Below are 12,824 nucleotides of genomic sequence, written 5' to 3' on the forward strand. Positions count from 1 at the left end.
AGAAACTCTGAGCGCGAGCTGATATCGCTTCGTTTGCGGTTGGCTGGAGCCATGTAAGAGGTCAATTGATTACTGTGAGGTGCTAGAAGTCCCGATTGTCTCCACATAGAGAGGTCCCCGGACCATACGATCCGGGGACCTCTCTATGTGGAGACAATCGTTATTGTTCAACGTGTCGGCGAACTGTTGGTGGTTCGGGGATAGCGGGTGCGGGTTCGCCACAGACACTGCAGTAAAGCGCGTCGAAGCGATTCGCGTGACCGCAGGGCCAGATTCTTGTTGTCGATGAACTTGCCGTTGGATAAGGCGTAGAGTGGGGCGGCGTTGCCATGTGGGGCTGAATTGGCGGATGCTGTGGATGGGAGAACGAGGATTGAGGCGGAGCGCCAAAGGCGGACATCGCATCACCATACTCGTTAGAAGTTACTGGAGGAGGCGTGGGTGAAGCGGGAACAGGCGGGAATGGCTGAGCCGGATTATTGGGTAAGGTCTGCGTAAAGGGACGTGCTTGTCCAGATTGACCTGGATTGCTGCCAAAGCCAGCATATGCCGGTTGAAGCTGTTTCGCACCTCTACGGCGTACTGAGACCACAAAGAAGAGTAGCACAACCAGAGCGATGAGTGCTACCACTGCCAGGATTATGCCACTGGTGAAGTAAGGTGAACCCGTAATCTGGCTACCTGGTGTACTGGTTGTGGCTGTTTCAGTGCTAGCCTGCTTATTGGTATAATCCAGATAATTCTGAACTGCTTTAAATTGTGGATAGTTGGATTGTATTTGCTGGAAGAGAGACTGCGCTTTATGCCAGTGACCTGCATCCTTCGATGCGTAGGCATTGATAGCCTGACCCCAGAGCTTCTGGAAAGCACCAGGAGCTGTGTTGATATTCAAACCCTTTACCATCTCACTCGCGCCATTACTGGCTTGCAAGAAGGTCGTGCTGCCCGGAGATGCCGCACTTGAGAGGCCAAAGCTAACGATACCAACCACGCGCCCTTCTTGATCAAGAGCGGGGCCACCACTATCGCCATGCTCGACGTTGCCTCCTACCTGAATCACAGGGGCACCATTATCTGTCGTCTTGATCGAGCTTACCGAGATTTTATTGACTGAAGATGTCAGCAGATCCGTAGGACGATTGCTGACGTCGCCATTTCCAGGGAATCCGATGATCGTTAGCTCATCCTGCTGCTGCACTGAGGAGGAATCGCCAAGCTGGATGCTGGGCATGTCGGTAAAGGGCGCATGGATGATAGCCAGGTCGCGCTGTTCAAGCGAGCTTTGTTGCTTAATCTTATCAACAGTCTTATGAATGTATGATGGAATGGAGCTAAAGCTGGTCGCGCTAAGCGAGCCAGTATAATCAGTGCTGAGGAAAACTTCGCTCTCTGTCTGATCAATCGCTACATCAGCTTTCAAGGTTCCGTTGGCAAGCTGTTGCTCGACCTCTTTACTGGTGGTCTGTTTTCCCTGACTTTTAAGATAGTTTGCAATGTCTTCAGTAGCTTGCTGCTCAATATAGGAGTTAAGCGAATCATCCTTAGGAGGATTCACTACGTGGTCAGCGGTAAGGATATCGCCATCCGCGCTAATGAAAGTTCCACTGCCTGAGAGTTGAGCGATATAGCCATCGTTTCCTCTCTGGGGGAAGTTTACGTCGCCACTATTAAAATGGACGACAACATGTGAAACGAGAGTGGTAATGATACGTACCACTGCTGGTTTCGCGGCGTCAACTGCGCGAACAACTGGGTCTGAAACATTGCCGCCGGGTTGGCTTTCAGCATGCGCGCTCCTGGTAGTGCCTAAGGTGGCGAAGACCAGGGCACATACTGCCATCGTCACCAGTAAGCCTGTGTAAAGCCGCCGGTGCGGTTGCAACGAGGTATGCTGTGCGGGTAATCTTCGTTTCATATTTAAAATCCTATCCTGGGCCTGGTTGGGGATAGAGAGCAATTGCTTTTCGTATTATATCCTATGCTCTGACAGAAGGGATACGTACTACTTCACAAATTGGTTGTAATAGTTGCTAGCAAGGGAAAAGCGTACCAGCGTGATTTTGTAATAAAGAGCCTTTTGGGCCTGAACAAGACCTACTCTGCGAGCCAGTTGCTCACTGCTTGTCGTGCGCGCCATTCACTAGCCAACATCCCAAAGAGACGATGATCTATGTAATGGTCATAGAGAAGCTCTGCATGCCGCAAAACTCCCTCCTCTACGAAGCCGAGGCGTCGGGGTATCGCGCAACTACGCGTATTGCCAGTCGCGCAACGTATTTCTACCTTATTAAGCTGAAGATCATCAAAGGCTATAGTAAGCAAGGTCTGACAGGCAAGCGTCATAATACCATGACCTTCATGGGCGCTATCAAGCATATAGCCGATTTCAGCACGCCCATGTTGCCAATTGATCGGATGAAAGTTAATATTGCCGATCAGCTTTCCCTGGTGAAGGATGGCATAACTTGCGGCCCGATCCTCAAGAAATTGAGAGTAAGACATACGCAAGAAATCACGTTCATCTTCAATAGTGTGTACATTATCTAACCAGCCGAGCCAGGTACGGAGATGCTGGCGGTTACGCTCTATAAGCAAGAAGAATGCTTCGGCATCTTGCTCCTCTACCTGCCGGAGTTCAATCTCCTCATTTAACCTTCTTGTGCGTGGCAATTTCCTCATTGCTGCCAGACATCCCTCCTTTATACATACTCACACTAATCATAGGGACGCACATGTACCCTGCCAGAGTTGGCAACGAGATCCGCCAATGACACATGCTCCAAATGCACATAATCTCTTCTACATATTACCATTGATACACACCTCTGTACATACGTCATGCCATTCATGTGCCTAAGAGCAGCCGCCTGAGAACTCAGACATCACATCACACACAAACTTAGCCTGAAGTGGAACCATGTGGCGCCGAAGCTAGTCGCCACACAGGCGGCGTTGGCAAAGGCTTTTCGTAACACACCAAGAGTCGCAGAATCACCGCGTCTTGAAACCGAAAAGGCCCTCTTAACCGTTATAACAGTATCTGAAAAAATCAATATTGCGTATGCTAAGGTATATAGAGGTGATTATACAATGTTAAGCATGATGCGACCACGGAAACGTCTTGGCCTGGCACTTTTGCTGGTCAGCTCACTCTTATTGCTGCTCAGCGCATGTAGCCAGAGTGCCAATGGTACTGGTTCAAAGAACACAACGCCACTCGATGTTATCCAGAAAAGTGCTACAGCCATGAAAGGGCTCAAGTCCTCGCACTTAAAACTACAATTAACGAATGACGTAAAGGTCCCACCAATTACAACGGGCGAGACCACTACCACGGCTCAAAATGTCTCTATGCAGGTGAATGGTGAAGGAGATCAGGCTGGTACCGATAATGTAAAGGTGCAGTATACTGCGAGTACCAACAATCAGAACTTTCCCCAGCAGCAGATCGTAAAAGATGATCAGGTATACTTCCAGAAGGATGGCAAGTGGTATGTAATCAGTAAGAGCGACTTGCAGAAGGAAGGTAGTAAATTGCCTATGCCTTCAAATATCTCACTCGATCAGAATAGCCTGCTTAGCCTGATCCAGAACTCAAAGATCACGGATTACGGTACCCAAAGCCTCAATGGTGAACAACTACGCCATTTGGGGGCTACCCTGGATAAAGAGGCCCTGCGTCAGCTTATCAAACAGAATCCGCAGCTTGCGACCTACTTTGGCGTCAACCAGCAAGATGTTGATAAGGTCATCGATGGTACTAAATCGGTCAAGGCTACACTTGATGTATGGATTGATGAGACGAATTATTATGTTCATCGCACCCAGCTAAAAGTAAATCTGGTGGCGGACGGTAAGCTCTTCAGCAAGACTGCGACCCAGGATTTTACGGTCAATCTGGACTCCATTCTCGACTTGAGCAAATTCAATGATCCAGTCACGATTGAAGCACCTGCCAACGCGACACGCGTTACCAGCCTTGAGCAACTCTTCGGCGTAGATGTCAAGCAATAACCAGATTCTGCTCGCAAACTAATAGAGATAAAGAGAGCGCTGAAGTCCATGTCTGACCGGACTTCAGCGCTCTCTTTATCTCTATTAGTAGAGGGTTGATAGGGCTAGTGCAATCTCGAAGCGCTACGCCACATATGCGGGGCTCAGACTGTCTAATTATCGCTGTAATATGTAATGGCTCTTCTTGGATAGAAGATGCTACCAGCTAGACCCCAGAAGTGTTACTATTACACTGGAATTGAAGACTTTTTACTAGCTGTTAGAGAGACGACAGAGAGAGGTTTGACGCAAATGAACGAGGCGTTGCAAACATATATTCATCACTTTGTGCCAGCACAGGAGGAGGGGCGTCCTGTGCTTTTGCTGTTGCATGGCACCGGTGGCGATGAGAATGATCTCCTGAGCCTGGGCCGCATGTTAAGCCCAGGCTCGGCTTTGTTAAGCCCGCGTGGCAATGTGCTGGAAAATGGCATGCCGCGCTTCTTCCGCCGCTTTGCCGAAGGCATACTTGACGTAGACGACTTGAAGCAACGTACCTATGAACTGGCAAGCTTCATACAGGCTGCCAGCGAGCATTATGCGTTTGGTGCTGGCAATGTTATTGCGGTTGGCTTTTCCAATGGTGCCAACATTGCAGCCAGCATGCTCTTGCTGAGGCCACAGGTTCTAGCAGGCGCATATCTCTCTCATCCTATGGTTCCCTTCCAGCCCGAGTCTACACAAGATCTCCAGCAGAAACCTGTTTTGGTTGCCTCAGGTCGTGCTGACGTTATCATTCCCACGGGGCAAAGCGAGCAATTGATTGAGCTTCTTCGTAGCAATGGGGCTGATGTACAAGAGTACTGGAATAATGTTGGACATACCATTACACATGAAGAGGTCCGAGAAGCCCGGGCCTGGATGGAAAAGCACTTCCAGTAATCTCTTAACGTTGAAAAAGATGGGCAAGTGAGCGCACGCGTGCTTCTTGCCCCCAGATAGAGAGCATATGCTCATACAGGGTATAGATTTCGGTATAAATCAAATCGCTGTTGATGGACTGAGCTGCATGGGCCGCAGCCTCCAGATAAATGCAGCTTTGTACCATGTTACCCAGTACAAGCGAAGTATATGCTTTCAGCTTAAGAAACTCGGCTCTGGTTCGCTCTGGCGGCTTCGGTTTGATCTCATCAACCTGTGCGAACACTTCCCATGCCTGGCGAGGCTTCCCTAGATGCAAGGATACCTGTCCCTGGTAAAAATAGAGCAGCGAGCGATCACACTGAGTATAACTGAAAGCTGTGTCTTCCTGGGGATGTTCAGGGAAGATGGTCATTGCTAAGCGTAAAAATTGCATTGCCTCTTGCTCATGGTTCATCGCGGCTTGAATCTCTGCCAGCCCCGCGAATATCCAACCATGGAGCAAAGGTGAGGTAACTTCATTGGTGATATTGATACGCTTGAGGGCGTCATTGTAGGCACCAAGCGCCGCGCCAATGCGTTTACGCCGCGAGAATATGCTTGCCATCCAGAGCTGTGAGGCTATATAGAGATTCCAGTTCTTTGCAAGTTGACTGTAAACGAGCGCCTGTGTGCCATTCATCTGCGCGGAAACAAAATCCCCTCTCTGAAGTTCAAGCAGTGCCATCAGTCCATATATCTGAGCTGTAAGTGAAGCCGCGCTCTGTTGTTCTGGACCAGGATGGAGAGTTGGCGCGGTTAATTGTGCCAGGTAGGTTGGTAAGAGCCGTTCAAGTTCATGTTGACCACCTACCATGTAAAGTTGCCAGCAGGAAGATAGGCCAAGACTCCACATGTGGAGTGCCTCTGAAAGCGTTGCTTCAGGATATTCTTCATCACCTATATTTTTTGATTGGGGAGGTCGAAGCATTGACTTCTTCGAGAGTGGAAGCCGTGAGCGCATGCGTTCTTCTAGCAAGTCGGCAAAGCCTAGTTCAATTGGCGACATCTCGAATATGGTGCAGAGTGCCTGGAGTGAAGAGAGACGAGGAGCCTGACTTCCCGCTTCCCAACGGATATAGGTGTCTCGGCTTACCCCTACTTTGCCACTTACGAACTCGGGTGTCCAGCTCTTCTTCAGCCTGGCTGCTTTCAACATATTGTTTTGTTTTTTGAGCATATTCGCTACAATGGCCCCGAATCTTACTATTGTGACGGCAATATACTTCCCATTGACCTTAACAAATACGGACGGCACTACGGATACCAAATCAGTGTAGAAGGTTTTGAGGCATTGGTCAAGTAGAAGGTTATCAAAAAAATATTAAGAAATGCAATACGGTCTTCTGTAAAACTTAAGTCTCATACAAGGGCATGGAGTTGCTATCGAGGCCAGTGGTGGTGTACTCAGGTTTTCGGATAAGGAATAAGACTTCGCGTATCGTGACTATTTCCCTTGAGCGTTGAGCAGCATATTAATTTCGCCCAAGTGTTTGAACATGTTGGAGATGCAAACCTGTCCAATAACCTGAAGCGCGGGAATATTGCCCAGAGGGTGGACTGTAATAATACGCTCTGCCTGGGCTAAACCGCCATCTGTAATCGAGGCAAGATAAGCTTCAGAATGTTGCCACACACGTTCTGCGTATTGGAGTAAGAGCGATGGATCTTTGATTGTGATACGACGTGCGTCAGTGGGTGTAGCTTCGTTTCCCTGTAAACGCTCAGGAAGATTTAGGCGTGTAAACCATTTTTCCGCGTCCCAGATAGGAGGTCTTCCCTGAAGGATAAAGCGCAGCACATTGTCTTCGGTACGTACACTGTGCAGAAAAATAAAGGCGATATGTTTGCTATTGTTGGAAGGTAAGAAATGCCATTCGTTGAAAGAAAGCTTCTCAACCGCCTCGCGTAGTTCTCCATGGATTCGTCGTTGCTCCTGCTGATAAAAGTCAATAACGTTCGTATTCATAACACTATGGCCTTGCGTAAAGTTTGCATATGATAGTTATTTTACTCCGTATGAGGGCAAAGCCCATTATCCTTGATAATGATATTAATGTCTAGTAGTGTGAATCTGCTCAAGAGAGATGAATGGTAAAGAAGAAAGAAGACCATGAGTGTCGCGTTTGGCAATGAACAACGATGAAAGAAATAGAAATATATAAAATAGAGGGAATGCATGCAATTAGCAGATGCAGGATCAGGCAAGGATGAGCTTGACCTCGCGCTTTACGATAGCTATTCCGCACATATATATAGCTACATCTATCGTAAGGTTGCTCATGCTCAGGATGCCGAAGATATCACGCTTGAGGTCTTTATAGCCGCGTATAAAAGCCGGAGGCAATTGGTTGATCTGAGCACAGAACGTCAACTAGCATGGCTTCAGCGGGTAGCAAGCAACAAAATTGTAGATCACTATCGAAGAACCACGCGTGTAACCTTATTGCCATTGGAGCATATTGAGCATCGTGAAGAAGAGGATCTCTCCGTAGAGCAGCAGATCATTCGCCAGGAGAGTTACGAGCGCCTGCACCAGGTTCTTGCTACCTTACCTCCACTTCAACAGCAAATTATTCGTCTGCGCTTTGTTGAGGGCTTGCGTTGCACCGAAATTGGTGAGATTGTCAAGAAAAAAGAATCTCATATACGCACGATTGTGAGCCGTACTCTGCGCCAGCTCCGCAAAATATATGAACAGAAATAGTGAAAAGGGAATGTGGTATTATGCAGCATTCTAGATTAGATGATCTTACTCCTGAAGAGCGTGATCCACGCAATCAAGAGATTGTAGATTTCCTCTCGCAGACTTATACATCGGCCTCACATGATGAGCAACCTTCTGCTCAAAGGTTACTACGAATGCGCCAGCGCCTTGCTTCTACTTTAGAGGCGGAGGGAAACCAAACAAGGCCTGTGATGCGCACAATTCAAGGAGGCGGAGGTATCTATAGTGGTACCAACAAACGGCGAACTAGCAGACAGCGTCTAACGCTTTTAGCAATCGCCGCTGTGCTGGTGCTTATTGTTGGAAGCAGTGTCGTGGTTTTTCAGGGTATGAGTAAGAGAGCTACCAATGGTAACACCGCTAATCAGTCCCAGGCGACTGCTACTCAAACTATAGTAGTCAGATCCCCTAAGGAGCAAGCACGTTTCAATATTGATAAGTTGAAACAAGAGGCTAACACCTGGGGCGAGTCCCACCTGTATCACAATTCTGGCGATGGGAAAAGCTATAAACCAGATATCGCCTATCTAGAGCAAGGAGCACTGAAGGAGCTAGAGGATCAATTTAAAAGCGCTAAAACTAGTAAAAACTATCAGAAGATCGCTAATCAAGCAGAGGAGGCATTATTGCTTTTACACGCCTTTGAGCATGAAGCCGGAGATCAAACACCATATAATCAAGCTCATAAGGTGGATACTGATCTTCTCCATCACTATCAGCTCAATCAAGGAACTGTCATTGTCATCTCAACGGCTCAGCAGAGCCTCCGCCTCTATCAAGATGGCAAATTCTCAAAAGGTTTTCAGGTCACGGCTGGGAGCACTACCCTTCCTCTAGCAATCGGCAAGCAGAACATATTGGCGCGTAACCAGCATATTATCTTGAAATCTCCTTTCCCTCAGAATGATTCACACTGGTTTCCAGATGTTCTAGTCAATAATATGATTCAGTTCCATGTGGGCGGTTACATGATCTTTGATGCTGCCTGGAGAGATCATTTTGGTCCAGGCAGCCAGTATCCTCAGGGCAGTGAGGCCACAAAGCATCCTAGTGGAGTTGGGATGAATCCTGACGATATGCAATGGCTGTATGAGCACACCAATAGCCAAACTCAGGTGCTTGTCTACTAAACGTTAGACCTGCTAAAGAGCTCTGGGCACAGCGGAACACCGGTTCTTCTGTGCCTTTTTCTCGCTAAAAGGCGCGCTAGATCGGGATGGACGGATTTTTGTCCTCTCCCGAAAATCCGTCCAAAAAGGGGTTGACGAAACGGAACTGTTGATATATACTAGCGATGTCGTTGAGAGACGAGAACAAATATTCCTCGATAGCTCAATGGTAGAGCAATCGGCTGTTAACCGATGGGTTACAGGTTCGAGTCCTGTTCGAGGAGCCAATACAAAAAGACCACCATAGCGGTGGTCTTTTTGTTGTGCCTGCATTTGGTTCGGGTTTGCGTCTTTACCCAAAAAGCGTCTATACTAGAATGTCTGCTAAAACGTAAACATAAGATAGCATAAGGATAGGTGGTCAGAAATAACAGCTTCTCTGTGCTAATGCTCCAGAAGGTGCATCTTGTGGCAGAAATTTGGCAGAACACCAGAATGTCATGTAAAAATACAGCAGAGCTCTAAACAATGAGGACGGTGAAGGGTTTTGACAGGCAGAACAGCAATCAACTATCGATATATGTTTACCAGCCTTATAGAGGCATTACCTCTCGCGGCATTTATTCTTGACCGCTCTTTAAAGGTTGTACAAATAAATGCACCTGCGCTAGAGCTTTGTGGGAGAGACCGTCTCTCTCGTTATGAGACGCTTGATTTGCTCCTCAATAATGATTCGATCACTCACCTAGCGCGCGAATGTGTTCACAGTGGCGAGACGCAGCGCAAAAAAATTGAGCGCGTACGCTCAAACATTACCTGGCTTATCACAGTGGCTCCGCTTAAGCACCGGGGGAGTTCTGCCGTTAGTGAGGATAAAGAGCGGGCGGACTCTGTAGATGACGTATATTTCTTGCTGACCATCGAAGATATGGCTGAACTCCAACGCCTGGAACGTGTCCAACGCGATTTTCTGGCAAATATCTCGCATGAATTGCGCACGCCTCTCACCTCGGCTAGACTCTTAACCGAAACGTTAGAAGATGTGATCGAGACTGATCCTGAACGAGCCCCACAGTTCTTGAATAAGATTGAGACGGAGCTACAATATCTCTCTAGCCTTGTTGCAGAATTGCTGGAGCTTTCACAGCTGGAGGCAGGACAGGCCCCCATGGCCTTTGAGTCGTTGATAGCGGAACAATTGATACGGGAAGTGATGGCACGGATGTTACCGCTGGCACAAAGACATCGTGTGAGCTTGCTTACAGATATTCGTCAGGGGCAGATCAGGGTCCTTGCTGATAGTAAGTTAATTACGCGAGTGCTTTTTAATTTAGTGCATAACGCTATCAAGTTTACCCCTTCAGGTGGTACTATCACATTAGGTACCAATTTGCTTAAAGAGCAAGCGCAGCAAGAATTCTTTGTACGTGATACTGGCGTTGGGATGAAAGATGAAGAGATATCGCGAGTTTTTGAACGCTTTTATAAAGCGGATCGCGCTCGCTCTAAGGCGAATTTTATTGGCCCAGGGGGAGGGGGAGCAGGCCTTGGTCTGGCGATAGCCCGCCAGGTCGTAGAAGCTCATGGTGGGAGCATTAAAGTGGAGAGCAAATTAGAACAAGGAAGCACTTTTATTTTTACGCTTCCTATTATCGCTGATTCGGTACCCTACCAAAACACAATTGCCAGCTCGAATGAGTGAGCAAGCCAAAGCATTATAGTTCCTTCACATTGCCGCTTGGATGTATATGTTGCGTCGTCTCTACCAGATTGTACGTTTCATAGATACTAATTAATTTACAATCGCATGTGTGTAGATGTCTAGACACTGTTGTATGCAGGAGTGTGAAACATGGAACCGGGTATAGAGGCGCGACTGAAAGAGGCGAGTAGAGAACAGATGGTGCGGCTCTTTCGAGAGCTGAGCGTCCGTCATCCTGAGTTGCTGATTGAAATGGTAGACCTGTTAGTAGACGTGGTGGAAAAGGAGAAAGAAAGTCTTGTCCAAGGCAGCTGGAATGACGAGAGTAATGAAGTAGTTATTCTTCCATCAGCCCGCCATCCCGTTGCTCCCCTTATGGACCTGGATGGTTATAAACAACGCATTGAACAGTATGCAGAGCGGTTGCGCCGTCGTGAGAGTGCTGCTGTGATTGGTAGTGACCTGGAGAATTTACTCGTCGAGGCAGAGCAGCGTACACTGCATTATGATTATTACAATGCGCTAGGTATTTATGCGATTGTGCTTGATGAGCGTCTGGCTGAACGTAGTGCCGCTTTAAATCGTTTATTAGATCGCTCGATTGACGAGGTTATTCCTAATCTGGCTACGCTTTTAAGTGAAGCGAGTAGCAGCCTGGGATATGAGAGTAATGTCGCACCCCTATTGAGTAAAGATGAGCGACAACTCTGGTTGATGCGTCTCTTTAAACTCTGGTTGATGCGTTTAGATAATAGAGTTGTTGAAGAAGATATTTCTGATATTATTCTCGATATGCTTTGGCGCGAAGATGTACCAATTCTTGAGAAAGCCATTTTGGATGCTCTGGCTGGTTTGCGTAAAGAGAGAACGTCCATAATAGTAGATTTAAACCAGCAATACCGCCTGCGTACACTAGAACGTTTTCTGAAGGAAATACCTCCCGTGTAGTCAAAAAGATATGCTTTGGGAAATCTTAAGTATTTTTTTATGCGATACACATTGAAACAAAGCGGGATTATGTGGTAACATCCACACTGAGCAACTCATCAAGACAAGCTAGCGGAGAGCAAAAGTGAGATAGGTCAAGGATACGCGCAGGGTACGTGTAGATGAGTTGTCTTCTTCGATAATATTGGCGTCCTGTGCGTTTAAAGAAAGCCCACACATGTCGAAGGTACTAAGAGGTCTCTAAAGGGAGGAGTACTATCCAGACCTTTATGGATGATATGTGAGTCCGGAGACAATTTGGGTGTAAGGAAAGGGTGATGCTTTACACTCTATTCCACGACAGAAGAGTGAAGGCGTTATCCTCTGGTGAGGAGAGAGGAACTGGCTATGCGCAAATTTGTCATGGTGATCGATGATTCGACTACTGTGCGCAAAATCATAGAGACATGTTTGGGACGGGAAGGTTTTTTAGTGCAGGGATGTGCTGATGGGGTTGAAGCAATGCGGTGGCTAACACAGCCAGGAGCGCAAATACCAGATCTGATTCTCCTGGATATTGGGTTACCCAAGATGGATGGCTATGAAGTTGCGCGTCGTTTGAAAACCAAGCCTCAATTTGCGAATACCGTCATTGTTATGCTTTCTCGCCGTGATGGAGTTATTGACCGTTTAAAGGGGCGCCTCGCGGGAGCGAAAGATTATGTTACAAAACCCTTCAAGACCCAGGAGATCATAGCAATTATAGAGTCATATCTGGGTACATCGCCATCAACAGTGTCCAATTAAGACTGTGTATGGTGTGGGTTGGTGTACTAGAAAGCATAGGGTTAGCATGAGTGGGCCTCATGATGATAATACGGATCCTAATGCGCAAGATCTAGAGCGTGATACACAAGGGAAACTCGACCTATATCAGTTACATCAAATGGAGCATTTAAGCAACCATGAATTTTGGGCTTTGGCTCGCAAGATAGTGCACAGTTCTCATACACGAATAGCGGACATACATGAGCAACATCTGGAATGCCGATTGAAAAATGGAAAATGTGTTGTCTCGCTAGAAGTCTTATGTGAAGTAGTCTCTCCCCCTTTTCATTTCTCCCAATTTCCCTCAGCACCTGCCTGGATGCTTGGTGTTGGTGCCTGGCGTGAGGACATTCTTCCTATTATTGATTTTGAGGCCTATCTGACGCATACACCCGCCGATCAGGAGGGGCAGCTCAGGGCGCCGGACTGCTTCTCATCGCCAGTTATGAGCACATTATGCTTGGTTTATACATCCTGGATGCTCTCCCTATTCACCTTACAGAGGCAACTCTACAAGAACTATCACCTCCTCCTCCTTTCTATTCCCACTTGCCTAATGGCGCAATAAAAGGTAAAG

The 12,824-nt window shown here is 47.4% G+C and carries 12 protein-coding genes and 1 tRNA gene; 9 read left to right on the top strand and 4 right to left on the bottom strand.

Annotated elements, in window-relative coordinates:
• Window positions 1–160: 160 nt before the first annotated feature.
• Window positions 161–1,915 (bottom strand): S1 family peptidase, encoded by a 1,755-nt coding sequence (locus K3T82_RS11960; RefSeq protein WP_220193681.1) that lies wholly within the window; start codon window positions 1,913–1,915, stop codon window positions 161–163.
• Between the two features lie 179 nt (window positions 1,916–2,094).
• On the bottom strand, window positions 2,095–2,679 hold the full coding sequence (locus K3T82_RS11965) for a GNAT family N-acetyltransferase (RefSeq protein WP_220193682.1): 585 nt from the start codon (window positions 2,677–2,679) through the stop codon (window positions 2,095–2,097).
• 411 nt (window positions 2,680–3,090) lie between these two features.
• Here K3T82_RS11965 and K3T82_RS11970 point away from each other — a divergent pair, with 411 nt between their 5' ends.
• Window positions 3,091–4,014, top strand: a complete 924-nt coding sequence (locus K3T82_RS11970) for a DUF6612 family protein (RefSeq protein ID WP_220193683.1) — start codon at window positions 3,091–3,093, stop codon at window positions 4,012–4,014.
• Window positions 4,015–4,305: 291 nt separating this feature from the next.
• Entirely contained in the window at window positions 4,306–4,935 is a 630-nt protein-coding gene (locus K3T82_RS11975) for an alpha/beta hydrolase (protein WP_220193684.1), read from the top strand.
• 4 nt (window positions 4,936–4,939) lie between these two features.
• Here K3T82_RS11975 and K3T82_RS11980 read toward each other — a convergent pair whose 3' ends face one another.
• Together K3T82_RS11980 and K3T82_RS11985 are read right to left on the bottom strand one after the other, a co-directional pair.
• Window positions 4,940–6,112, bottom strand: coding sequence for a helix-turn-helix domain-containing protein (locus K3T82_RS11980; RefSeq protein WP_220193685.1), 1,173 nt, complete (start codon window positions 6,110–6,112; stop codon window positions 4,940–4,942).
• 288 nt (window positions 6,113–6,400) lie between these two features.
• Window positions 6,401–6,922 (bottom strand): DinB family protein, encoded by a 522-nt coding sequence (locus tag K3T82_RS11985; RefSeq protein WP_220193686.1) that lies wholly within the window; start codon window positions 6,920–6,922, stop codon window positions 6,401–6,403.
• 210 nt (window positions 6,923–7,132) lie between these two features.
• On the opposite strand from K3T82_RS11985, the gene K3T82_RS11990 reads away from it, so the two are divergent.
• The 7 genes from K3T82_RS11990 to K3T82_RS49875 all read left to right on the top strand — a co-directional run bounded on the left by K3T82_RS11990 (window position 7,133) and on the right by K3T82_RS49875 (window position 12,815).
• A complete protein-coding gene (locus tag K3T82_RS11990) occupies window positions 7,133–7,660 on the top strand; it encodes an RNA polymerase sigma factor (protein WP_220193687.1) in 528 nt (175 codons plus the stop codon).
• 20 nt (window positions 7,661–7,680) lie between these two features.
• Window positions 7,681–8,811, top strand: coding sequence for a L,D-transpeptidase (locus tag K3T82_RS11995; RefSeq protein WP_220193688.1), 1,131 nt, complete (start codon window positions 7,681–7,683; stop codon window positions 8,809–8,811).
• 191 nt (window positions 8,812–9,002) lie between these two features.
• Window positions 9,003–9,077 (top strand) — tRNA-Asn (locus K3T82_RS12000).
• Between the two features lie 260 nt (window positions 9,078–9,337).
• Complete coding sequence (locus K3T82_RS12005) at window positions 9,338–10,492, top strand: sensor histidine kinase (RefSeq protein WP_220193689.1); 1,155 nt, start codon at window positions 9,338–9,340, stop codon at window positions 10,490–10,492.
• A 150-nt stretch (window positions 10,493–10,642) separates the two neighbouring features.
• A complete protein-coding gene (locus K3T82_RS12010; protein WP_220193690.1) occupies window positions 10,643–11,440 on the top strand; it encodes a hypothetical protein in 798 nt (265 codons plus the stop codon).
• A gap of 387 nt (window positions 11,441–11,827) precedes the next feature.
• Entirely contained in the window at window positions 11,828–12,226 is a 399-nt protein-coding gene (locus K3T82_RS12015; RefSeq protein ID WP_220193691.1) for a response regulator transcription factor, read from the top strand.
• A gap of 139 nt (window positions 12,227–12,365) precedes the next feature.
• Window positions 12,366–12,815 carry a chemotaxis protein CheW gene (locus K3T82_RS49875; RefSeq protein WP_420799301.1) on the top strand — a complete coding sequence of 150 codons (450 nt, stop codon included), beginning with the start codon at window positions 12,366–12,368 and terminating at the stop codon, window positions 12,813–12,815.
• Window positions 12,816–12,824 lie beyond the last annotated feature (9 nt).

The organism is Ktedonospora formicarum, assembly GCF_016587355.1.
GTDB lineage: Bacteria > Chloroflexota > Ktedonobacteria > Ktedonobacterales > Ktedonobacteraceae > Ktedonobacter > Ktedonobacter formicarum.